We start from the raw sequence: 23355 nt of genomic DNA on the forward strand, positions 1-23355 counted from the left end.
AAGCCGTTCTGATGTCGATCCTGGATGTCATCCGATCGCGAAAAACGTATTTTCATTTTACCGCTCCGGCCGCAATGCCCTTAATAATGTATTTTTGCGCGAAAAAGTAGAAAATCACTACCGGAATAATCGTCAAAGTCAACCCTGCCATAGCCAAGTTCCACACAATGGTGAACTCTCCGAAGAAATAGAAGGTCGACAACGGAATCGTGCGCAGGCCTTTATCGGATAGCGTCAAAGACGGAAGCAAGTAGTCGTTCCACATCGCGATAACGTCCAAAATCGCAATCGTGATCGTAATCGTCGTTAACATCGGAAACACGATTCTCCAAAACACGCCGAACTTGGTGCAGCCGTCTAAAGTCGCGGCCTCCTCTAGAGCGATAGGAACGGACTTGATAAAGCCGTGATAGAGGAATACCGCCATACTCGCATGGAATCCTATATTCATATAGATCAGTCCCCCATGCGTATTCAGCATCGGGATATGAAGATTGCTGCGAATCCAGTCCATAACCTGCATCAGAGGCATCATCAGCGTTTGGAACGGAATCAACATCGTGGAGACTAACGTCAAAAAGATGATTTTGCTTAGCTTATTGTCCGTCCTTACCAGCATCCACCCCGTCATGGAAGCCAAAATAACGACGATGGCCACCGAAACGATAGTGACGAATAATGAATTGCCGAAAGCGGTGAGATAGTTCATCTTGTCCATCGCTTTGGAATAGTACTGGAAGCTCAAAGAAGAAGGCAGCGCCAATGCGTTTTCATACAGCTCAGCACGGTTTTTGAAGGAGTTGACCACCATAATGTAGACCGGGGACAAGAAGGCAAGCGCAATAGCGGCAAGCAAAATTTCAAATATCAGTTTGCTTGATCTTTTCATTACATTTGCACCTCTTTCCGTTTCGTGATGGCAACTTGGGTTAAGGTAAGAATCGCCACGATCAAGAAAAATACGATGGCTTTGGCCTGACCAAGTCCGTAATGACCGTAGCCGAATATTTCATTAAAAATATTCATGGCGAACATTTCCGTGGCGTTATTGGGTCCTCCCTTAGTCAAGGACAGGTTAACGTCGAACATCTTGAATGCACCGGAAAGCGTCAAAAAGAGACAAATAGTGAAAGAAGGCATCAACAGCGGGAAAATGATTTTGGTAAGCCTGTGCCACATATTCGCGCCGTCTACCTTGGCGGCTTCAATCATATCGTCCGGAATTCCTTGAAGGCCCGCAATATAAATAATCATCGTGTAGCCAGCCATCTGCCAGGTAAACACAATGACCATCGCGTATAACGCAAATTGCGGATCGAGCAACCAGTTAAAGAAAATATTTTCAAGACCTGTTTTCTGACCGATTAATTTGAATGCATCCGTAAATATGAACTGCCAAATATAGCCGAGAATTAAGCCGCCGATAAGGTTAGGCATAAAGAATAACGTCCGTGCCGTATTGCTTACGCGCAGCTTGGACGTAACGAGCAGCGATAGCAAAAGTCCAAACAGATTAACGGCTATCAGCGATAAAACCGTAAATTTAATGGTATGCCAAGAGGAAGCGAGAAAGCGATCGTCATGGATGAGCTTGACATAATTATCGAAGCCGACGAACACTTTGGGATTGGCGGGAATGCCGTCCCAACTCACGAAAGAATATACGATCCCGATAATAAACGGTATGATTACGACGGTTGTAAAGACAAATAGCAACGGTACTGTAAATAAAACGAACCACGCTTTGTCTTTCTTTTTACTCATTATTATTCACTCTTTTCAGGTGATTTTGGAAAGGTCGTGCGGAAAAACGAAAGCCTAACGCTAATGTCTGTTAGGCTTTCGTCCTATTTCATGGCGAGTAGTTTATTTTGTAGCTTTAGCCCATACAGCGTCCAGCTTTTGCAAGAACTGTTGGCCAGTCATGTCTTTTTTAAGGAAGAACTCTTGAGTCGCCGGGGCTAGGTCATTAACGATAATCCCTGGCGGGAAGTCGTTAAATGCCCAAGAAACAGTTTGCCCGCTTTTCGTTGCTTCGAATACGTCTTTGGACAATGGATCCAGTGAGTCTGCTTCGATGTTCGTCATAGCCGGAATAAACTTAAACTCGTTCACGATTGCGTTTTTACCTGCATCGCTTGTCAACAGCCAGTTCAGGAATGCGCTGGACGCTTTGATTTCATCCGCGTCGGACTTTCCATTGATAACCCAGTTGCTAGCTACGCCAATGGAAAGTTTAGTATTGCCCGCCAACGGGAATGGCATCATGCCGACGTCGAAACCTAAATCCCCGTAATCCTTCAACATACCGTAACTCCAGTTTCCTTGATGAACCATCGCTGTTTTGCCAGTCGCAAAGTCGCCCATCTGGGAGTCATACTTAACTTCCATCGGATTACCGCTATTCGCTTTAATCGCATCCATGAATTTCGCGAACTCTTGAAACTCTTTCGTATCCGCCAGCTTGACTTCGCCTTTGTTCAGTTTTTCTATAAAGACTTTCGGGTCAGGCTGCAACGCAAAAGGCATATTGATGATGTGCCCGATCAAGAAGTAGGCTTCTTGAGAAAGGCTCAGACCGTTCTTGCCGTCTGCTTTAAGCTTTTCCAGCGTTGCGGTGAAGGAAGCTAGATCCGTTACGTTCTTAGGATCGACCAACTTTTTGTTGTAAACCAAACCGAAACCTTCAACGCCGTAAGGTACGCCAACGACTTTGCCGTCCAATTTTAATGCCACGTTGGGCGCAATATTGCTCACATACGGTTCATTGCTCAAGTCGTATAAGTACGATTTCAACTTCTCGGCTTCCGAACCGGTACCGACGCTGAAAATATTCGGGCCTTGGTTAGCTGTAAGCTTGGCTTGCAATTGCGTTCCGTAGGCATCACCAGCAGAACCCCATACTTCGACTTCATTACCGGTTTCTTCTGTATATTTCTTGGTCAAAGCTTCCAGCGATTCCGCTATTTCAACCTTCGATTGGAAAATCGTGATTTTCTTCTGCTTTTCCGGTGCTGCGGGCGAAGAATTCGAAGCGGAAGGAGAACTGCCGGAACCGGAGCTTGCGCTCGGGCTGGAATTGCCATCATTTGAGCTTCCACAGCCTACCATTGCCGCGATCAAAGCTGTCACTGTTAGTAAACCAATACCCTTTTTTACTTTTATCAATTTGTACGCCCCCTTATGAAAATAGGTAAAACGCTTACAATCACATTGTACTGCCATAACAATGGGGAGTCAATAAAATTTTACGAAGTTTTAGTATAATAAAGACAAAATTCGATAATATTTTACTTAAATTTTACTAAAAATCATGATTACTTCACAGTTTTTCTCCATTCGACTGTGGCGCCAAGCTTAAAAGGTTTTCTGTTTACTGTGCCTTCGATGATTCCCAGCAGCTCTTTAGCTGCTAAATAACCGCTTTCATAACGCGGAATGGAAATGGTCGTCAATCCCGCCATGACCGCCGCCTCGGAATCGTCGAACCCTGTAACGGAAATATCTTCCGGAATTCTGATATTGTTTTCTTCGAATGCTTTCATTGCTCCAATGGCCATATTATCATTCGCACAAACTAACACCTCAGGCAAAGCATTGCTCAAGATCATGATTTTTGCCGCCTGATACCCGCTTTTCTCGCGATAGTTTCCGTGAAAATAATTTTTACGGTCGAACTCGATATTGTTCTTCGCCAACGTATCCGTGAATCCGGTAAAACGCTCTTGATTATCCAATGTAAATTCCATCCCGCCAATAAATCCGAACCGCTTAAACCCCTTATCGACCAGCCCCTGCACCATTTCACACATCACGGGATAGTTGTCGATAATTACGCTTTTAGTATTGGCTAGTTCATTCGAGATGATTCTGTCCATTAGAACGACAGGAAAGTCAGGCTTAGAAACAGAGATCACATAATCATCATTCATTTTGCTGTCTAGAACGATGGCACCGCTCGCAAAGCTGCTACGCATAAAGTTTGAACTGGATTTATTGGTGCATATAATTAAGTCATACCCGTTTTCAGTAAGACAATCACTCATTCCGTTAATAATTTTCAAATAAAATTCGCGGTCAAAGTCGCTGAAGATAAAAACAATGGTCTTCGTTTTACTATTCGACTTCGCTTGCTCGCGTAAAGTCTTCGGATAATACCCGTATTCCGAACAGATTTGCAGAACGCGTTCCCTTGTCGCCTGTCCTACATTATTACGTCCGTTCAGCACATTTGAAACAGTCGAAACCGATACGCCCGCGATGTTTGCGATTTTCTTCATTCCATCCATAATAACTGCTCTCCTCTGCTGACTTTGTCCTTTTAATATAACATGTAAATTGTTTTATATAAAATTTACTTTTAAATTTTACTAAAATGATTAACTAATTATGAATCATGGAACAATTTCAAAAACAGTACCTTGGTTAGAATCAGCCACTTTCATAGAGCCATAAACCCCTAAATAGAGTCTGGTTTGATTCAGATTCGTTCCCAAACTAACATAATAAGCGGATTGAGACCCGAAATTATAATCGGTTTCAATCACGCTAAAATCATTTAGTTTACAATCTGTTCTTACCCTGGTATAAGCTAAAACCCCTCTAACCGGAAGTTGAGATTCTTTACCCCGAGCCAGATCGGTAAACACAACGTTTCCCGATAACTCCGGGATTTCATTTCCCATATATGGCTGTACTCCTGTAAGTGCAATTGCTTTAAACTTATCGGGTCGGGGATCTTCATGAAAATAACTGATTAGAGGCTGAAGACGCCGCACTGAAGTTTTCACTGCTTCATCGTAATAAGCAATTGTTTTCTCATTCAAAGCCGGATTTGCGGAGCAGCCTGTTATTATCGAAGTAGGAAAAGCACCTTCCCACCCTCGCCAGCCAAAGTTAATAAATCCTTCTTGGTCAGGTTCGGATTTCATTAAAAAAGCTTGAATAAGCTGGGTAACGGGTATTGGTTTATAATGAATGAATGAAAAAATCGACTCTACGAGATCCTGTCCGACAATTCCTGCGTATTTGATATACTGATTACGAAACCTTTGAAATGAAATGCCTGGTATATTGCGAACTCCTTTGGCGATTACCGTAAGAGTTTCCTGAATAGGTACGGGTAATTCGTTAAAACGTGTAACTACGGGTGGATTATCGATAAATGTATTCTTAACTACATCAATTTCGATTATTTTACCTGCTATTTCCATATCATCTTGGCTTAAATTAAATGGATCATAGCCTGATCCGCCATCACCGGTTGTCAAAACAAGTTTTCCTGTTTCAGGTGAAAAGTTTAAGCTATTGACACCATTATGGTTTAAAAATGGTCTTCTTATATTAAGTAATGTCCGCCGTTTTTGAGGTTGGCCATTCGATTGTAGAATCCATTCTTCAACTGTATCGATATGATCATATTGAATTTCTCTATTTATCCACTTTAGGTTTAAGGTTTTAGAATCACACGGGTTAGGCTTAAAAGATTCAAGAAGAGCGCCTGGAATAGCACCCGGACCTTGGGTCCCAGCTGCTGAATAATGGAGATAAAACAGACGATTATAATAAAATTGGGGATGAAATGCTAGCCCTAGCAATCCCCGTTCATCATATCCGCCACTAGAAACACCTAGTTTAATAATTCGTGGGCGAATATCTAAGAAAGTCTCTATAACTCCGTTTCCTATGTAAAAGATCTCTCCTACCTGGGTTGCAATAAATAATCTTTCGATTGAGTCACCCGGAAGAATAGCTGTTTTCAAAACAGTGGGTAAATTTAACTTACTAACAATGGGCCGCAAACTAACTTTAACTTTTATCAATTAACTTACACTCCTTTTTATTGTTTTCTTTTATAAAAATATGATTAAAATAGTTTATAAATACCCAATTGCGGCTTGGTGTCTGAGGATGCGGTGCACCTTCAATTCCAGTTCCCTCCCCAATTAGCCCAATGCATAAAAAAATAAAAAGCCTGCTATAGCAGGCTTCCATTAGCTATGAATCTCGTCGTTCACCCTCAGTCCATTCGTGATTAGGTAATAGCTTTAACCAAACTTAGTCCATAAGCCGCAGCTAACAGCATCGTCATATGAGCATCATGACCGCAAGCGTGCATTTTACCTTCCATATCAGAAACATACTCATGCTCGCTAAGTTCACGAATCGGCAATGCGTCCATAGGCTCTAATCGCGTAAACACTCGTCCCGTATCCACCGCTCTATCAGCTATTTACTTTGGCAACCGAATAACGGTTGGCCGGGATCGGCAACCCCAAGTTGCCGCGAAGCGTATCCGACTCATATTCGGTACGATAGACGCCGCGCTCCTGCAAAATCGGTATAACCAATTCCACGAAATCCCGAAGCCCGCTAGGCAGCGCGGAGTAAACAATAAAGCCGTCCGCCGCTTCTTCTTCGTGCCACTTCTGGATCAGATCCGCGACTTTCTCCGGCGTGCCGATGAATTGACCTCGAGGAGTCGCGGATTGCAAAGCGACTTGACGTAAAGTCAGTCCTTGCTCCTTCGCCGCCTTCTTGATCTTGTCCGTGCCGCTGCGGAAGCTATTGCTGCCCAGATCCCCAAGCTCCGGGAACGGTTCATCCAGCGGGTATTGCGAGAAGTCATGGTGCTCGAAGAAACGTCCAAGATAATCGAGCGCGTTCTGGATGCTGACCAAGCTAGCGATTTCCTCGTACTTGCGCTCCGCTTCCTCCTGCGTTCTGCCGATAATCGGAGCGATCCCCGGTAAAATCACGATATCGTCGACCGATCGGCCATTGGCGACCGCACGACCTTTAACGTCCTTATAAAATTCCTGCGCCTCTTCAAGAGTTTCGTGTCCGGTGAAGACGGCGTCCGCACCTTTGCCTGCCAGGTTCCTGCCGCTCTCGGAGGAACCGGCCTGGAATACGACCGGCTGTCCCTGTTTCGATCTTGCGATGTTAAGTGGCCCTTGAACGTTGAAATATTTCCCTTGGTGATCCAGGCGGTGGAGCTTGGAAGGATCGAAGAAAACGCCCGTTTCCTTGTTGCGAACGAATGCATCGTCCTCCCATGAATCCCACAAGCCCCGAGTAACCTCGAGATGCTCTTCCGCGATTTTGTAACGCTCGTCATGCGTAGGATGCTCCGGCTTACCGAAGTTTTTGGCCGATCCTTCCAGAGGAGACGTTACTAAATTCCATCCTGCGCGACCTCCGCTTAGATGATCAAGGGAACTGAATTGTCTGGCTACGGTGAACGGGTCGCTGTAAGAGGTGGACAACGTTCCTACTAAACCGATATTTGTCGTCACGGACGCCAATGCGGATAAAAGAGTAATCGGTTCAAACCGGTTCAGGAAATGCGGGATCGACTTCTCGGTAATATATAAACCGTCCGCGATGAACACAAGATCGACTTTGCCTGCTTCCGCGATTTGAACTTGTTCCTTATAATAAGGAAAATTCACGCTTGCGTCCGTCAGCACCTCGGGATGCCGCCAACCGGAAATATTACCGCCAACACCATGAACGAGAACGCCGAATTTAATTTGCTTACGTTTTGCCATTGTTTATTCCTCCCTCGATTTTATACGTTTAATAAAGTGGTTTCCCGTAAAGGAAGACGGTAGCTTTTAACGAGAATGTCTCCGTTCATGAACTCCTTATCGAAAGCCCTTTCGAAACCAAGCCGCTCATAAAGCCTTATGGCCGAGTCCATTAAGTCGGAGGTGTGCAGGTGGAGGGTATCCGCCCCCCATTCTAACGACAGCTTGGCGCTCGATCGGATTAATTCCGTAGCCACACCAAGCCCGCGCGCTTTCCGCGATACTCCGAGCAGGCGTATGATAGGGGTATGGATTTCCAATTGCGGCGCCCCGTAAGCAGTCTCCGACGAATCGTAGATGAACACGCTGCCTACGACCTCTCCACCCACCTCGGCGACAAGTCTCGCTTTGGTCGTCTCGGCGTTAACGGACAACAAAATACTTTCCTTATACTGCTCCCAGCGTTCCGCCGAAAGCGTCTCCGAGTATTGCTGATAGGCATCCAACAGAACTTCTCTCACCGAGTCGAGATCGGAAATCTCCGCGTAACGGATAATAACTTTTTTGTCCGACATTTTCTCCACCTGCTTTCTCATTTAGAAGTTAACGGTCTATTAAATCGCGCAGCTAGAATTTTGCGAACTCGATTCGCCTTGTTTGATTCTGCTGATCTGCGCGAGGTGAACTTGGACATGCGCGATGAAAGACTGAATAATGGCCGCCAAAGTCACCGTTTCACCCTTGAAATTAACCCCGGTTTTGTTCCAATCCTCAACGGTCAAACGACGAAACAACAAGCTGTTATAGATGAGCAAATTTCGGAAAATATCCAATATATCCGAAGCCTTTCCTTCATTCGCTTTCTGGCCGGCGACCCACGGATCCTGACTGAAGGCGGGCAATCGAACTTCGGAGCCGGATAACACTTCGCGAATGCGGAAAGAAACGACGATGTTATGATCCGCCAAATGCGCAAGCACTTCGGTCACGCTCCACTGCGCGTCCGTCGCTTTCCATTTCAACTGTTCGTCCGATAATCCTTCGATCGCTTCTTGCAATTGTTCGTACGTATGCAAGTAGGTGTCAATGTTAACAGATGCTAGACTCATAGGTATTCCTCCTTGAAAAAACGCTTAATTATCTTCCTGAGCGAAACGCCTCGCAGAGAACAATCCGACGTCCTGTCCCCACTTGCCAAGCTCGACTTGATCCGCAAGCATTTCACCAACAACGCTGGAAAATTTGAAGCCGTGACCTGAGAATCCTCCCGCCAGCAGCACGCTTGAAAACTCGGGATGAGTATCGATAATGAAGTTGTCATCCGGCGTGAACTCGTATTTGCAAACCGCACTCCGCAGAAGCTTTCCCGCAGCTCCCGGCAAGAACGACTCCAAAACACGTCGCAAGTCATCCTCATCCTCCGGATAGGTTCCGAAAGGCTCGAGCTCTTCACCGGGCCGCCATTCGACCCCGGTATCATGACGACCGATCTTGACGCCTGCTCCTCCTATACTCGGAAAGCCGTAATAACCGCCGCTGGCGTTTCCGAACGTAAATCCGGGAAAAGCGCCTGCATCGAACGATTTGCCGCTTGGCTCAAACCAACCAACTACTTTGCGGACGGCGCGGATCGGCAAATGAACGAATGGCTCAAGCGTCTTAAACCAAGCACCGGCGCTAAGTATGACTTTGGCCGCCATGAATTCATCGTCTTTCGTCGACACGGTAACGTAAGATTTCTCCGGCTTTATGTTCGTTACGAATGTATGGGTTAACAACGTCGCGCCTGCCTGCAAGGCTACTTTCTTGTATGCGGCAACGCACTTTTCACTATAAAGATAACCTGCATTCGGCTCGTACATCGCTCGAAAATGATCGGGCAATCGGACGCCTGACCACCGCTCATGGATTTGTTGCGCGTCGAGCGATTCGATGGAAACCCCATGAACGGCCGCGTCCTCAAACCGTCCTTCATAGGAATAAACGTCCGGGTCCGCAATGTTCAGTACGCCGGATCTCTCTAGCAACTTCTCGCCGGTTGCCTCTTCCAGCTCGAGCCAACGCTTATCCGCGCGAAGCGCCATCTTGACGTAAGCGGCGCCGCCTCCATAAGCATGCCGGATCAGGCGCGGCTCGCCATGATGGCTGCCCAACGGATGCGGTGGATCGAAGGCATCGATGAGCAGCGTCTTAAATCCGCGGCGCGCTAGCTCATACCCTGCGCTCATGCCCATCGAGCCGGCACCAACGACGATGACATCGTATAATTTTCGAATGATGCTACCCTCCTACTTAAGCGACTCCGTTAGCTTGCCTAATGCATCGACCGCTAGGGCGGCGAAGAATGAGGCACCAATGGGCAAAGCTTCCTCATCGATATCGAAAGCGGGATGATGCCATTCCTGCGGGCCGGACGTACCCAAGAAGAAGAAGCTCCCGGGCGTTTCTTTTAAGTAAAAAGCAAAATCCTCGCCCGCCGGAGAAGGAGCCGGTTCCACGACCGTCAGACCGATCGATTCAGCCGTCCTTGTCGCTAACTCAGCCCATTTCGGATCGTTCACGACGGCAGGCGGTCCTTCCAGCCAATTCACTTTCGCCTCGGTTCCGAACGCGGAAGCGACTCCCGTTACGATTTGCTCGAAGCGTTCACGCACCTTCACACGCACGCGTTCGTCGAATGTTCGCAAAGTGCCGTCGAATACGGCTTTATCGGCAATGACGTTCCACGCCGTACCGCTATTCAAGCGGGTTACGCTAACGACGGCGCTGTCCAATGCACTAACGTTGCGACTAACGATGGATTGCAACGCGGTAATGATATGGGCTGCGGTCACGATCGGATCTAAACCCGCCTCCGGTACTGCGGCATGCGTTTCACGGCCTTCGACTTCAACGATGAAGCCGTCGGCCGAAGCCATGATCGGACCGGATTTGATTCCGATCGTCCCGACGGACAAGTACGGCTTGTTGTGCAGTCCGAATACGGCACGCACCTCTTCCAATGCCCCGCTCGCGATAACCTGCGAAGCTCCCTCTGCCTTTTCCTCCGCCGGCTGGAAAAGGAATCGCACCGTCCCTTTCAATTCATGCTCCTTATTCTTCAATAAAAGCGCTGCGCCTAACACGATTGCCGTATGGAAATCATGTCCGCACGCATGCATCTTTCCCGGAACTCTCGAAGCGAACGGCAATCCCGTCTCCTCTTGGATTGGCAACGCATCAATGTCGGCGCGAATGGCAATCATCGGGCCGCCATTCAGTCCCCCCACCTCAGCCACAACGCCTGTTCTAAGCGGATAATCCGCGATGCGAATTCCCGCCTCGGTCAGCCATCCGCGAATGGCTGCGGTCGTTTCGAACTCCTCATGGGACAGCTCGGGATTAGCGTGCAAATGCCGCCGGAATGCTACTAATCGTTCTTCGAACGGCTTTGCCTTCAATTGACCCATCACTGACCCTCCTACGCAGGCTGCTCCTCGAACGCTTCCTTCAGCAATTCGAACGAACGTACGCGCTTCTCGAAATCAGGCACGATCGTCGTGAAGATAAGCTCGTCGACATCATATAATTCTCTTAATTCGAGCAATCTCTTGCGGACGGCGTCCTTCGTTCCCCTAGTGATGTCCGCATCGCGAACTTCTGCCGTATACGTCTCTCCCGCTTGCTTCGCGAATTCCTCCGCTTGCTCCAGAGAGCCGACGTTTACTGTCTTCCCGCTTGCCAGCGTGACGCGAACGCTCTTGAAATGGCCGGCGAGTTCATTGGCTTCCTCTTCCGTATCCGCCGCGATAACCGATAAGGCCAGTATCGCTCTCGGTTCGGCACCTTTGGCTCTATTGAAATGCTCCCGGTAAGTCTCGAAGGCAACCCGGGCCGCCTCCGGATCATTGTTGATAAATAACGCAAACGCGTATGGATACCCTCTCTCCGCTGCCAACTGCGCGCTGGAAACGCTCGTCCCCAATAAGTAAATATCAGCAGGCTGCACGGGCAATGGGTTTGCTTGAAGTCCGGCGAGCGGATGGTCTTCTCCGAACGATCCATGCAGGAGGTGCTCAAGTTCGACGAGCTTATCGGCTAACGAATCATGCTCCGTCAGCCCTTTCTGCAACGCCTTCGTCGAACGGGGCAATCCTCCCGGCGCGCGGCCTATACCTAGATCCACGCGTCCCGGCGCTAGCGAAGCGAGTACGTTAAAGTTCTCCGCAACTTTGTATGGGCTGTAATGCTGAAGCATCACGCCGCCGGAGCCGATCCGGATTTTCTCCGTTCGGGCAAGCAGATGGGAGATTAGAACTTCCGGCGACGCCCCTGCCATCTGCGGGGAATCGTGATGCTCCGATACCCAGAATCGCTCGAAGCCAAGGGATTCTGCCAACTGCGCCAGCTTAATCGTATTTCCAAGCGCCTCTGCCGGGGTCTGGCCGGGAAACACGATGCTTTGATCGAGAATACCGAATTTAAGTGCCACTTACGATCCACTCCAATCCATTAAATAGAATAGGCGCTTTCAGGGGTAATCCTTGCGAGGAACTGCTTCGTTCTCTCTTCTTTAGGCGATTGGAATATCACTTTGGGAGGCCCTTCTTCGACAATAGCGCCTTCGTCCATGAATACGACATGGTTCGCGACATCTTGGGCAAACCCCATCTCATGGGTGACGATAATCATTGTGATTCCTTCTTTGGCAATTTTACGTATAACGGCAAGCACTTCTCCTACAAGCTCAGGATCGAGCGCGGAGGTCGGTTCATCGAACAAAATCACTTCGGGGTTAAGCGCAAGCGCGCGAGCAATCCCGACCCGTTGCTGTTGCCCGCCGGATAGTTGACTCGGATAAGAGTCCAGCTTGTTGCCGAGCCCCACCTTCTCCAGCAGCTCTATGCTTTTATTGCGCGCTTCCTCTTTGGGCAGCTTCTTTACGATAACGAGCCCTTCCATGACGTTCTCCAGCGCTGTTTTGTGTCGGAACAAATTGTAATTTTGGAATACCATCGCGGTTTTCTGGCGAAGGGTATGAATGTCCTTCTTATTCGGTTTCCGGCAATGAACGGTAAATTCGTCGATTGATATTTCCCCGTCGCTCGGCTTTTCCAAATAGTTAATGCATCTAAGCAGCGTTGTTTTGCCAGAGCCGCTGGGGCCGAGGATCGCGACGACTTCCCCTTTCTCGACGGTTAGGTCGATACCTTTCAAAACTTGCTGGCGACCGAAGGATTTGGTGATCTGTTTGAGTTTAATCATGCTACACCCCCGCGGTTATACACATTAATGCGCTTCTCAAGCAAAGCCGTCGCTTTTTCGATCAGAATCGTTATTCCCCAGAAAATAATCGCGGCGGCAAGATAAGCCTCGAAGTATTTCCAGTTCGTCGAAGCGACAATCTCAGCCTGAGCGTTGATCTCTACAACCGATACGGTAAAAGCAAGCGTAGAACCGTGCAGCATTCCGATTAAGCTGTTGGACAAGTTAGGGAGAGCAGCCGCGAAAGCTTGAGGAACGACGATCCGGCGCAGCGCTTGGATGGTCGTCATTCCGATGGAATGAGCCGCTTCAAGCTGCCCCCTATTTACCGCCAGCATGCCGGAACGGATAACCTCGGCCAAGTATGCGCCCGCCGTAATGGAGAAGGAAATATAAGCAAAACCTATCATCGGTATGGATACCGAATTGAAGGACCACCCAAACTTGGCGGCCAAATCGTCAACAATTAGGGGTAAGCCGAAATAAATGAGCAATAAGTGAGTAAGCATTGGGGTGCCGCGAATGAAAGTGACATATGAAGTTCCCAACTGGCTAAGCACCGGCACCTTATAAATCCTTGAAAGTGCGACGATCGTACCGATAATAAAACCGCAAGTTACGGAGACGGCCGTAATATAGAGCGTGTTCGGAATTGCCGGAAGCAGTTGCACGAAGGCCGTCCATAGGAATGATAAGTCCACCGTCATAGACTAGAGCCTCCTTTGCTTAACGCGATTTCCGCTTCCAATGTGCGGTTCAACCATTTTCTGCCCATGGGCACTTTGTCTTTCTTGGAAACAAGAGATTCATGCCTGAGAAGCCGTCGCTCTGCCAGGTTGAATAATCTTTCCAGAATAAGGCTGAGAATAAAATAAACAAGAGCAAGCGCGATATAGCTTTCGACGAAATGTCTGGATACCGTAACCAGCGTCTGCGATTTCCCCGTCAACTCCATTACGCCAAGCGTAAAAGCGAGCGAGGTGTCCTTCAACGTCGCGATAATCAGATTAGCCAAGATCGGAATCGATATCGCAAGCGCCTGAGGGAATACGATTCTGGTGAATGCCTGGAAACCTGTCATACCGACCGCATATGCCGCCTCCACCTGTCCTCTGTCCACAGCCGTAACGGCAGCCCGGATACCTTCGGAAATATATGCTCCTGCATGCAAGCCATAAGCTAGAATAACGAAGAACAAAACCGGAACCTTGGATACATCGACGTTAACTAGCTTCAGTATCTCGGGCAAACCGTAATAGATCAGAAACAACTGAATCAGAATCGGGGTCCCTCGGAAAAAAGAAGCATACACCTGCGAGATTCGTTGCAGCACGGATATCTTATATAGCCTAGGAAGGGCGACGAGAAATCCGACGCCCAAGCCTACGAATATGGAACTGATCACGATGACAAGCGAGATTCTTATAAAGGGCAGCAGCTTCAGGAAATAATCATACACATAGGCGATATCGAATTGAGCACCCATATCGACTTCACCCTTTCTTAAAAGATGGACTATTTTTCCGAAGTCGTAGCATCAAAGCCGAGCCATTCCGTGCTGAGTTTAGCCAGCGTTCCGTCCGCTTTAATTTCAACGATCGCTTTATCTACCGCATCGGCAAGCTTTTGTTGGTCAGGATCGTTTTTACGGAATAAAAACAGGATGTCGGCTTCGCTCAGCTCTTTGCCTACTGTTTTCAATTTGCCTTCCGGATCCAAGATAGGTAACACGAAGTCAGCGCCGACCGTGGCATCTACGCGTCCTGACGTTATTTGCGATACGATATCGTTAGCTCCTCCGCTTGAATACACGATCTTCAGCGCGTTGTCATGATCTTTGTTATAATTCTCAAGAATTTGCGCCTCGGCGCTTGTCGGCGACGTGAAAAACTTTTTGCCTTTCAAATCGTCAAGCGACTCGATCGGATCGTTATTGGTTTTGGCTACGATGATTTTGTTTTTCCAATGCGCATAGGCTTCTTTATTAAACAAGTATTTGGCTTCGCGTTCCGGGTTTTTCTCGAATTCGTGAGCAGCCAGATCGATTTTCTTAGTCTCGAGGCTAAGCAATATGTTTTTGAACTCCAACACTTGAAGCTCGAATTCGTATTCGGGAAGACGCTTATCGATTTCTCTGACCAGTTCGACGTCAAAGCCCGTCAGCTTGCCGCTGTCGTCAAGAAAAGCCACTTTGGGAAATTGACTTCCCGTACCTACGACGATTTTCTTAACTTCCGCCGGAGCTTCGGAACTTGCGGCCGCCGACTCGCTTGGAGAAGCGCTTGGCGTTTCGGATGCTGCCGCAGAGCTGGCTGCGGGTGAAGTGGATGACGCGCTGCCGCTGTCATTGTTCTTGTTGCCGCATGCGGCTAAAGCCAATACGAAGATGAGTGCGAAAGCGAATAATGTTGTCTTTTTCATAAGATGATTCCCTCCACTTTTCTTTGTTTTTATTAAACTTATAATTCCTACTTGTTAAGTAAGGATTAACGTTGTGACTAACAATAACACCGACCGTTTGCATCGTCAATGCGTTTGATAATAGAGATATTCTATATATCGATTCAAAAATCCGATAATATCCAATTATTCATATTGTTTTAGTGTGTTTTGAGAAATAAACAAGGGGCTAACCTTAGTCTTATCGACTTTAAGGTCAGCCCCGCTTCCCAAGCCATGCGAAATTACGATGTTACGACTTTCTCCTTGGAACGGATCTCCAACCAGTTAATCTCCTCAGCCAACTCTTCGGCGGAACGATCTAAACGCTCCCGCAATTCTTCCGTCAGCTCGAATCCGCCGTTGTCCAGCCTTTGCACCCATTGATCGATCGCGAACACCCCGCCCAAAATGTTTCTGCTGCCGAGCACGGATAGGACGGGCTTTAATGCGTAATCCAAGCTCAACAAATGAGCTATCGTTCCCCCGATAAACAACGGAAGAGTTACCTTCCCTTTAAGTCCCGTCTGCGGAAGTAAATCCAAGAATGCTTTTAAGATACCTGTGAAAGAAGCTTTATAGACCGGGCTGGCGATTACGACGCCGCTTGCGGATTCCACCAAAGCTAATGCGGCTACAATCTGCTCGTCTTTGAAATTCGCATGAAGCAGCGCCTCGGGAGGCAAATCCGCTACCCGGATATGACTAATTTGGATATCCTGCCCCGCCCATTTACTCTCAATGTGCTGAATTAACCCGTTCAAACGGGACCCTGGCGTGGGACTGCCTGAAATAATAACAATGTGGCTCATCGATGATTCCTCCTATTGTTGAGTCAATACTTTGCCGATTTCCATAATCGCATTCAGAAACTGCGTATGCTCCCCATGATTGGAGATGAGGTTCGTCTGAAGCGAAATGCCGTCCGTTTCGGGAACACGAACGGGATAAAGCTTTCCGTCGGCCATTTCCTGCCGCACGCACAAGCCGGGAAGAAACGATATTCCGATTTTCCCAATGACCAGCTTCTTGGCCATTTCCGAATTATCCGTCTGAATTTGAATATTGGGCGGCTGGTCCAAGTTCTCGAATACCCGGTGAATCCGCAGCCAATCCAAGGCTCCACACTCGAAGAAGACGAGAGGCTGTACCGCTATTTCCTCGACCGTCAACCGCTCGGCTCCAACGAAGGGATGATCCTCATACGTATACAAAGATATCTGATCCTCGTAAAACTTAATGGATTGGAGATTAGGATGATTCACGTTTCGAACGAAGCCGATATCGACTTCCTTATTCAGCACCTTGCCCACGATATCATCGGTAATGCCCGTTACGATTTTGTAATGGGTATTCGGAAAATGACGCTTCAAACGGGGCAGCAGCTCCGGAATGATGTAGTTGGACACCGAAACCGTGCACCCGATTCTGAATTCCTCGGGAAGCGACTTCTTCCGGTTAACATGCAGCTTGCCCTTCTGATAAGTTAACAGAAGCTGCTGGGCATAAGGCAAGAAGCGTTTGCCTTCTTCCGTTATTTGAACTTGCTTTCCCTGCCGGTCGAACAACCTGCAATCGAGCTCCCGCTCGAGCGATTGAATGCGAGCGGTAACCGATGGTTGGGATAAGTATAACGCTTCCGCGGCTTTATTAAAACTTCCGCAGTGGATGACATATACGAACGCCTCGATGTTTTCTATGTTAACAAGAAGCACCTCCCCGGATTATCGTCTTGGCAGCTTTTACTTATCCAATAGGATAACTTGGAATTTAAATGATGTAAAGACAAATAATCAAAGGAAAATCACTGCTGCTTTACGGGATGTAGATTACAGGCTCCGATCCTTGAGAGCTATATCTCTCAGGCTGGGGGCAAAATCCTGGATTCCGCACGCGGAGCTCCTCTGTATATAAGGAATCTCGCTTGGCAAGCTCCACGAAATAGCTGCTTATGACATGATTGCCAGACACCGAGCCATTGTGGAAGGATAGGCCGTTCGAATCCCGGACATGTACGTAGTGATAAGTCGTCTCTCTCTTCGGCAGCTTGTATACATTGGGCGGCAAATGGGTTACGACATCGAAATGGTTATTGATCCGGAAGCTTTGGTTTACCTTGTCCGTGAACGCTCTCGCGAATGACGGATCGCCAACGCGAGGCGAACCATAGGTGTATACGACAGGATCGCTAAATGCAGAATTTTCCGCCATATCAAGTCCGCACAAAGTAGCGAGCGCTCCTCCAAGGCTATGACCGGTAATGAATAATGTTTTGTCAGCGGAAAGCTTGCTTAGAGCCGCCAATATTGGATCCCGAACCGAATAATAAATATCCGAAATTCCTCGATGGCTCTGCCCGGCGTCCTTCACGCACTTGTATTTCGACTGGCTTGCGATCGCGTCGGAAATCCAATCCGTCGTCGAACTCGTACCCCGGAACGCAACGATGATTCGATTGTCGGATTGCAAAATAAAGCCGAACTTCTCCAATTTGCCGGTTAAAGACTTTGCTCGGAATGTCGAAACGACCTCATAAGATTCAGGAACCACAAATTGTCCATCGGGATCGCTATATTGCGCATAAGTTTGACTGCACACGGAGGCCAGGAAGATGGCTGTCCGGTCATCGCATTGTTTAGTCGGCATTCGCTCGCTCAACCTCCGCTTGCTTTCTCTTCCATACATTATTAAGAAGAGAAGCAAGTGGTGCCTATGGCAAACATCCTATCTTCTGCCTATCTTCTCTCTAGGATCAGCGGCAGTTGCTTGACACCGAAGATGAATGAACTATCCAATCGTTCCAACGGGATTTCGCGATCTCCTTGAAAACATCGAATTTTATCCATGAACACATTCAGCGCTATTTTCGCCTCCAAACGCGCAAGCTGGGCTCCCAAGCAAAAATGGATGCCATGCCCGAATGCAAGATGCGGATTTGATTTGCGGTGTATATCAAAATATTGCGGACTCACAAAAACATCCTCGTCATGGTTGGCTGAACCAATCATAATATCGACTGTCTCCCCCTCTGCAAATTGATGTCCGTTTAGCACAACGTTCTTTCTCACCCTGCGCGGCATCGATTGTACCGGCGAACAATAACGCAGCACTTCCTCAATTGCCTGTGGGAGGAGTGAGCGATCGGCCGCTACTTCCGCATAATCCTCAGGCCTGCTTCCCAAACAAAGCAAGGCGCTCGAAATCAAATTCGTCGTCGTCTCATTGCCGGCCACCAGAAGTAAAATACAAAAACCGATCAGTTCTAGAGCGCTTAACTGGGCTCCTTCATCTTGCGCACGCACCAAATTGCTGATCAAGTCATCCTGCATGCAGCTGCGGCGCTGTTCGGCAATTAACGCGAAATAGTCGCTCATATCCTGCTGACATTGCAAATAATGCGCATAATCCGTACCGACCAGAGCATCCGACCATTGCTTGAACTTTTCCCGGTCCTCATTTGGAATGCCCAGCATTTCAGCAATAATCATAATCGGCAGCGGGCTGGCATAATCCCTGACGGCGTCTATCTTCCCTTTCGCTAAGGCGTGATCCAACATATTTTCTGCAACAGAATGTATTTGGGGGGCGAATCCCTCTATGACACGAGGAGTGAATGCTTGCATAACAAGCGAACGCAGCTGTTTATGCTTGGGTGGATCAGTTCGCAAAATACTCGCTTCAATCGGCTGTTCCTCGCTCGGAGTTTCAATAAATCGGGATGAGAAATGTTCATGATCAGCAATTACGATTTTTGCGTCGCGGTACTTGAAGACAGACCATGTTCCTGATGCAGGATCATAAGAAACTGGCTCGGTATTTCTCATTTTCTCATACCGTTCCAAAGATAATAATTTACGCAAAGACTCCAAAGTCATCACCCTTCGTAATTTTTGTACTGACCAGTCAGTTCAATTTTATACCACCTTTATCATTTTGTAAATATCTAGAAATCGTCAGCCCGGCAATACAAAAAAAGCTATCGCATAAGCCCCTCAGCAATCAGGCTCTATTCGACAGCTTCACTCTTATATGTAATTCCATAGATCCAATTAGCTTGAAGTCGTGTTTACAAAAAGTCCTGCAAAAAGCACAGTGTGCATAAACGATTCGATCTTCTCCCGGAGCCCCTCGTCCTTCTGGCGCAAATAGTGCTTGCACAAGCCTTCGAGCATACCGATCGTACCGGAAGCGGCGAGCTGGAAATTCACCGTTCGGACTATCCCTGCGCGGTGGCCCTCTTCCAGCAAACCGGCGACAAAGCGGATATGCTGCTCGCGCAGCACGGCAATTTCCTGCAAGATGTCTTCTTCAATGCCGTTCGTCAATTCGTTAAACACAATATGCGACATCTGGCCGTAATCCAAATATAAATCGATATGATGGCGAATGACTAGACGGATTTGTTCGTCCACCGGCAGGTCATTGTTCAAAGATTCCTGGATTTTCTCGGCAACTGTTGTAAGCCATTCGGTCACGAGCGCTTTAAAAAGCTGGGCTTTGCTTGGAAAATGATAATACAGCGTACCTTTGGCTACATTGGCTTCCACTGCAATGTCATCCATGCTCGCACGATGATAGCCTCTAGTCGCAAACACGGCTCCGGCCGCATACATAATCTTGTCTCTGCTCACCGGTTCATCACTTCCTCCATTATTCGCTCTGGAGCAACCCATTCCGTGGTGCGTCCCGACTTGCGAGTATTGCTGATCATGATTATATCATGACTTGTGCATTTCGTTGTAATGCCCGGTAATATCCCGCTGCCGTCTCGAATGGGTTAGCTGCAGCAATACAAATGGGATCAGCGAGAGCAACATCATGAAAAACGAAATTCCGAACAACAGGCTCGTTCCTAATATACGCATCGTGATAACTCCGCATAAGGGCGCCAAAATTCCTCGCACTCCGACCAAGGTCAGATAGATTCCGCTGAACGAAGTGATATGTTTGCCCGCCGAGCGGGAAATATAATTAATCCAAGCTAAATCCATCCCGGCAGAAGCGATTCCCGCGGCGAATGCCCCGCTAACTAGAAGCCCCATGCTGGGCGCGATCCAGTAAACGAAAGGCATTGCCGCGCCAGTCAAGGCAGACACGAGCAGCACCGGCATGGTGGAATACCGATCGATTATTCTCCCCCATATCGGATTAAAGACTAGCGCGGATGCCGTTGTCGCCATGCTGATTAGTCCGATCTGTCCATTCGTCAGATGCATCTTCTCTACTTGATAGAGAGGATAAGCCGACGAGGGTAATAGAAAGAAAAATTCATAAATGAAAATGCCGGCCAGTAAAAGCTGAAATCTCCGGTCATTCGTGAGTGCCGCGAAAGTATCCTTCCAACTGACCGCGACCGTATTTCTGACCGAATGCAGTCCAGGTTCGCGAATGCGGCTGAACATAACGATGCCGATTATGCCAAGGAAAAAAGCGAGGATCGCCGCCATCCGAAAATGGCCTTCGAACCACGCTCCCGCTGCATATATCCCTGCAAGGGTGGAAATCCCTCCGGACACGCGAACATATGCCATATATTTTCCACGAATCGAATCCGGGTATATCGATCTCATTAGTCCAACGTACGCGGGCATAGCAACTCCCTGCAAAACGAAGAAAAGAAGCGTTAGCACTACAATAACGCTAGAATTCACCGTAAACGCCATGAACAGAACCATAAACCGCGCAAGTCCGTGAAAAAGAAAAATTAAGCGCACTCGATCTGCTTTCTGCGTTAATCTCCCCCACACGATAGCGAGCAAATTCGCTGCTGCGGGAGCGGCCGCAATGATGGCCGTGTCCCATGCATCGCCACCGAACCGCAAAGCCATAACCGCTAGGAAAGGCAATACCAACCCAAGAAACAAACCGTTAACGACGGCTGCCGCAATATCGATGCGTAGATTATGGGCTGCCTGTACGAATAGCTTATCGGAGTCAGTTCGATCCGGATCCACTGGACACACCTTTCAACGAACGAATAACCGTTATTTCTTGGGGTGCTTCGATTTCCCCTAGCATCTCGTCATTCTCATCGAGATGCCATTGAACCTTAATCGGTCCGTGCGGCGTATTCACGATTCCTTGACACTCGCGCATACCGCTTACGGAAACCGGCTGAAAGCTAACGCTTGTAAAACCGGGTTCGATCGCCTGTACTCCGAGCACATTTTCACTGATCCATTTGACAGGAGTACTGGACCAAGCGTGGCATAGACTTATCCGATAGGAGCCGTAGCTGGTGTAAGTCGTAAGCGAATCATGGAAATCACGATCGCTATTTAGCGTATAAGCTTCCCAGAACGTCGTCGCTCCGTGCTCCAGCATACCGCCCCAGACGTCAGCAATCACCCTGAACGCCCGCTCGTGCAACCCGTATTTGGAGTAGCATTCCGCGAGCTGATAGGCAGACAATGGCGTCAGAGGATCTTGAAGTTCATACTGCTCTAGAAACTCGCGTGACTTCGGCTCGGAGACATAACCGCTTGCAATGCCTAGTACCTTTGTCGCGAGTTGGTTATCCGCACTAACGAACGCTTCCTCTTCCAACTCTGCGAGCGGCCAATCGCAAACGAGTCCCAGCTCCGGAACGGCAGCCAGCAACGCTTGAAGATCGGCGCGGGTTAAGGCGAAAACCGCCTGCAAGCCCAGCTGTTTCTCTGCGTCCGAAAGCGGAGTCCATTCGATGAGAATATTGGACTGCTGCTTGATGCCTCCATGCTTAGAATCGATATTTGCCTCAATCCAGCGCATATGACGAGCAAGCGGCTCTCTCATCTCCAGTACGAACGTCTTATCTCCGGTATGAAAATGGTATTCGCAAACCGTCTTAAGCCACCATAGCGTATACTCGCAAATCCCGTTCATCCATGAGCCGTATGGCGTTCCGACCCCGAGCTCGCTTACGGCACGACGTATGACTTTATAATCGTCCCATAGGAAATAACAGGATTTGGCCGCCAAGTAAAAATCGAACGTCCAGTTCAAGCGATCTCTCTTTATGCCGTCCCATAATCCGATTTGATGACAGATTTTATTCGTATGGGCAGAAACCTCGTATACCCGGTCAAGCAAACCCTTATCCGAATGAAAGCTTCCAACTTGCCGCAAGTCAACATGAATCGCTTGAAAAGCGACTAGCATCTGATAATCCCGATTTGGTGCACCGAGCATATAAATCCGGATATACCGCATTCCTTGAGGCAACGTATAATAAGTTTGGCCCGGCAATACTTCGAACGATTCCGTAATGCAGCCCTCATATTGCTCTAGTTCGTGGAGAGACTCCGCTCCGTTCCATACGATTTTCGCCGGGTGCTCCGCTAAGTTGTTCACATAGAACCGACAGTTATGCTCTTTACCCAAATCAACAGTAAGGGAAGATGCCGAGTCTAAGTTCATTTGCTTTTGCCTATCCCTCATAATCTTCCATTGCTCTTGCTTGCGCAAATGGTAGAATAGCTGCAGATTTTGCGGCTCGGGTTTGTCCAGAGTCGCGTCTTGCGTATAACTTCCCGTTATCAACAGCCGCCCTTGGTCTTGGTTGATGAGCATGCGGTTGCTTTCCAAGACGCGATAATCCGCTAAAGTAAAAGCTTTGATATCATCGAATCCCCCACGCACGAACCACTCGGGACCTTCTTCCAAATCTCCGAAAGGCTCTTCCCCAAGCCGGCATATCGTTGCGGCCGCCGTCCCGTTCGCCGTCCAGCGATCATCTGTAGTCAACCAGTAACCCTCAGTTTGCATAAAGGCGATCGCCCCTACACGCCTATCCCGCAAATAACTATTCACGTCCACTAAGGGGATGAATTCCGTGCACTCCAGCTCCAATTGAATTTCGTGTTCCCCGGCAGCTAATGAATCGGGGAAGGTTTTCAGCCGCATGAACGAATCCACGTTCCCAGCCTTCTCTTCAACCCGAGCCACGATTTGACCGTCCACCGACACGGTTGCCGCCCCCGTAAACGCAGCTTGGAAAGTTACGTTGCGCAGAGCGTGCTTCAGGTTGAACCGTCTACTCAGTATAATATGCGGCTTGCTCTCTCGATCCTCGTGCCAAATCCATAACGGTATCGTATGATCATAACCGTTGGTTTCCATTGTTGTCCTCATTTCTATGCCGGATCGAACGATTAGCGGC

Annotated in this window: 23 protein-coding genes; all 23 read right to left on the reverse strand. The window is 48.2% G+C overall.

The window, feature by feature from the left end; translation table 11 throughout:
• Positions 1-52: 52 nt before the first annotated feature.
• Positions 53-889: a carbohydrate ABC transporter permease gene (locus K7P76_RS13850; RefSeq protein ID WP_232185887.1), complete on the reverse strand. Its 837-nt coding sequence runs from the start codon at positions 887-889 to the stop codon at positions 53-55.
• The gene (locus K7P76_RS13855; RefSeq protein WP_232185888.1) at positions 889-1764 is read right to left on the reverse strand and encodes a carbohydrate ABC transporter permease; all 876 of its coding nucleotides are present in this window, start codon (positions 1762-1764) and stop codon (positions 889-891) included. The genes K7P76_RS13850 and K7P76_RS13855 overlap by 1 nt, the downstream gene beginning before the upstream one ends.
• Before the next feature lie 102 nt (positions 1765-1866).
• Complete coding sequence (locus tag K7P76_RS13860) at positions 1867-3168, reverse strand: sugar ABC transporter substrate-binding protein (protein ID WP_232185889.1); 1302 nt, start codon at positions 3166-3168, stop codon at positions 1867-1869.
• 149 nt (positions 3169-3317) lie between these two features.
• Complete coding sequence (locus tag K7P76_RS13865; RefSeq protein WP_232185890.1) at positions 3318-4289, reverse strand: LacI family DNA-binding transcriptional regulator; 972 nt, start codon at positions 4287-4289, stop codon at positions 3318-3320.
• A gap of 105 nt (positions 4290-4394) precedes the next feature.
• Entirely contained in the window at positions 4395-5822 is a 1428-nt protein-coding gene (locus K7P76_RS13870) for a PQQ-dependent sugar dehydrogenase (protein ID WP_232185891.1), read from the reverse strand.
• A 212-nt stretch (positions 5823-6034) separates the two neighbouring features.
• A complete protein-coding gene (locus tag K7P76_RS13875; protein WP_373692391.1) occupies positions 6035-6202 on the reverse strand; it encodes a M20/M25/M40 family metallo-hydrolase in 168 nt (55 codons plus the stop codon).
• Positions 6203-6224: 22 nt separating this feature from the next.
• Positions 6225-7553: an LLM class flavin-dependent oxidoreductase gene (locus K7P76_RS13880; protein WP_232185892.1), complete on the reverse strand. Its 1329-nt coding sequence runs from the start codon at positions 7551-7553 to the stop codon at positions 6225-6227.
• 20 nt (positions 7554-7573) lie between these two features.
• Positions 7574-8107 (reverse strand): GNAT family N-acetyltransferase, encoded by a 534-nt coding sequence (locus K7P76_RS13885; RefSeq protein WP_232185893.1) that lies wholly within the window; start codon positions 8105-8107, stop codon positions 7574-7576.
• Positions 8108-8146: 39 nt separating this feature from the next.
• Positions 8147-8641 (reverse strand): DinB family protein, encoded by a 495-nt coding sequence (locus tag K7P76_RS13890; protein WP_232185894.1) that lies wholly within the window; start codon positions 8639-8641, stop codon positions 8147-8149.
• Between the two features lie 24 nt (positions 8642-8665).
• The gene (gene solA / locus K7P76_RS13895) at positions 8666-9808 is read right to left on the reverse strand and encodes an N-methyl-L-tryptophan oxidase (RefSeq protein WP_444880218.1); all 1143 of its coding nucleotides are present in this window, start codon (positions 9806-9808) and stop codon (positions 8666-8668) included.
• 12 nt (positions 9809-9820) lie between these two features.
• Positions 9821-10981 carry an amidohydrolase gene (locus tag K7P76_RS13900; RefSeq protein WP_232185896.1) on the reverse strand — a complete coding sequence of 387 codons (1161 nt, stop codon included), beginning with the start codon at positions 10979-10981 and terminating at the stop codon, positions 9821-9823.
• A gap of 11 nt (positions 10982-10992) precedes the next feature.
• Positions 10993-12003 (reverse strand): LLM class flavin-dependent oxidoreductase, encoded by a 1011-nt coding sequence (locus K7P76_RS13905; protein WP_232185897.1) that lies wholly within the window; start codon positions 12001-12003, stop codon positions 10993-10995.
• A gap of 20 nt (positions 12004-12023) precedes the next feature.
• Positions 12024-12776 carry an amino acid ABC transporter ATP-binding protein gene (locus K7P76_RS13910; protein WP_232185898.1) on the reverse strand — a complete coding sequence of 251 codons (753 nt, stop codon included), beginning with the start codon at positions 12774-12776 and terminating at the stop codon, positions 12024-12026.
• Complete coding sequence (locus K7P76_RS13915) at positions 12773-13483, reverse strand: amino acid ABC transporter permease (protein WP_232185899.1); 711 nt, start codon at positions 13481-13483, stop codon at positions 12773-12775. The genes K7P76_RS13910 and K7P76_RS13915 overlap by 4 nt, the downstream gene beginning before the upstream one ends.
• A complete protein-coding gene (locus tag K7P76_RS13920) occupies positions 13480-14262 on the reverse strand; it encodes an amino acid ABC transporter permease (protein ID WP_232185900.1) in 783 nt (260 codons plus the stop codon). The genes K7P76_RS13915 and K7P76_RS13920 overlap by 4 nt, the downstream gene beginning before the upstream one ends.
• 29 nt (positions 14263-14291) lie before the next feature.
• On the reverse strand, positions 14292-15197 hold the full coding sequence (locus K7P76_RS13925) for a transporter substrate-binding domain-containing protein (protein WP_232185901.1): 906 nt from the start codon (positions 15195-15197) through the stop codon (positions 14292-14294).
• 263 nt (positions 15198-15460) lie between these two features.
• Entirely contained in the window at positions 15461-16027 is a 567-nt protein-coding gene (ssuE, locus tag K7P76_RS13930; protein WP_232185902.1) for an NADPH-dependent FMN reductase, read from the reverse strand.
• 12 nt (positions 16028-16039) lie between these two features.
• Positions 16040-16930 carry a LysR family transcriptional regulator gene (locus K7P76_RS13935; protein ID WP_232185903.1) on the reverse strand — a complete coding sequence of 297 codons (891 nt, stop codon included), beginning with the start codon at positions 16928-16930 and terminating at the stop codon, positions 16040-16042.
• A gap of 100 nt (positions 16931-17030) precedes the next feature.
• Positions 17031-17861, reverse strand: coding sequence for a lipase family protein (locus K7P76_RS13940; RefSeq protein ID WP_232185904.1), 831 nt, complete (start codon positions 17859-17861; stop codon positions 17031-17033).
• A gap of 89 nt (positions 17862-17950) precedes the next feature.
• Positions 17951-19039, reverse strand: coding sequence for a cytochrome P450 (locus K7P76_RS13945; protein ID WP_232185905.1), 1089 nt, complete (start codon positions 19037-19039; stop codon positions 17951-17953).
• A gap of 225 nt (positions 19040-19264) precedes the next feature.
• Entirely contained in the window at positions 19265-19846 is a 582-nt protein-coding gene (locus tag K7P76_RS13950) for a TetR/AcrR family transcriptional regulator (protein WP_232185906.1), read from the reverse strand.
• Positions 19847-19933: 87 nt separating this feature from the next.
• Entirely contained in the window at positions 19934-21169 is a 1236-nt protein-coding gene (locus K7P76_RS13955; RefSeq protein WP_232185907.1) for an MFS transporter, read from the reverse strand.
• Positions 21150-23315, reverse strand: coding sequence for an alpha-L-rhamnosidase C-terminal domain-containing protein (locus tag K7P76_RS13960; protein WP_232185908.1), 2166 nt, complete (start codon positions 23313-23315; stop codon positions 21150-21152). Before K7P76_RS13960 ends, K7P76_RS13955 begins: the two co-directional genes overlap by 20 nt.
• Between the last annotated feature and the right edge of the window lie 40 nt (positions 23316-23355).

It is taken from the genome of Cohnella silvisoli, from assembly GCF_021190915.1.
Lineage (GTDB): Bacteria > Bacillota > Bacilli > Paenibacillales > Paenibacillaceae > Cohnella > Cohnella silvisoli.

Excerpts from the sequence above, each read along its gene's own strand:
- K7P76_RS13945 (WP_232185905.1), bottom strand. The coding sequence starts at position 19,039 with ATGAGAAATACCGAGCCAGTTTCTTATGATCCTGCATCAGGAACATGG.
- K7P76_RS13900 (WP_232185896.1), bottom strand. The coding sequence starts at position 10,981 with ATGGGTCAATTGAAGGCAAAGCCGTTCGAAGAACGATTAGTAGCATTC.
- K7P76_RS13915 (WP_232185899.1), bottom strand. The coding sequence starts at position 13,483 with ATGACGGTGGACTTATCATTCCTATGGACGGCCTTCGTGCAACTGCTT.
- K7P76_RS13925 (WP_232185901.1), bottom strand. The coding sequence starts at position 15,197 with ATGAAAAAGACAACATTATTCGCTTTCGCACTCATCTTCGTATTGGCT.
- K7P76_RS13890 (WP_232185894.1), bottom strand. The coding sequence starts at position 8,641 with ATGAGTCTAGCATCTGTTAACATTGACACCTACTTGCATACGTACGAA.
- K7P76_RS13880 (WP_232185892.1), bottom strand. The coding sequence starts at position 7,553 with ATGGCAAAACGTAAGCAAATTAAATTCGGCGTTCTCGTTCATGGTGTT.
- K7P76_RS13885 (WP_232185893.1), bottom strand. The coding sequence starts at position 8,107 with ATGTCGGACAAAAAAGTTATTATCCGTTACGCGGAGATTTCCGATCTC.
- K7P76_RS13865 (WP_232185890.1), bottom strand. The coding sequence starts at position 4,289 with ATGGATGGAATGAAGAAAATCGCAAACATCGCGGGCGTATCGGTTTCG.
- K7P76_RS13855 (WP_232185888.1), bottom strand. The coding sequence starts at position 1,764 with ATGAGTAAAAAGAAAGACAAAGCGTGGTTCGTTTTATTTACAGTACCG.
- K7P76_RS13910 (WP_232185898.1), bottom strand. The coding sequence starts at position 12,776 with ATGATTAAACTCAAACAGATCACCAAATCCTTCGGTCGCCAGCAAGTT.
- K7P76_RS13940 (WP_232185904.1), bottom strand. The coding sequence starts at position 17,861 with ATGCCGACTAAACAATGCGATGACCGGACAGCCATCTTCCTGGCCTCC.
- K7P76_RS13920 (WP_232185900.1), bottom strand. The coding sequence starts at position 14,262 with ATGGGTGCTCAATTCGATATCGCCTATGTGTATGATTATTTCCTGAAG.
- ssuE (WP_232185902.1), bottom strand. The coding sequence starts at position 16,027 with ATGAGCCACATTGTTATTATTTCAGGCAGTCCCACGCCAGGGTCCCGT.
- K7P76_RS13960 (WP_232185908.1), bottom strand. The coding sequence starts at position 23,315 with ATGGAAACCAACGGTTATGATCATACGATACCGTTATGGATTTGGCAC.
- K7P76_RS13850 (WP_232185887.1), bottom strand. The coding sequence starts at position 889 with ATGAAAAGATCAAGCAAACTGATATTTGAAATTTTGCTTGCCGCTATT.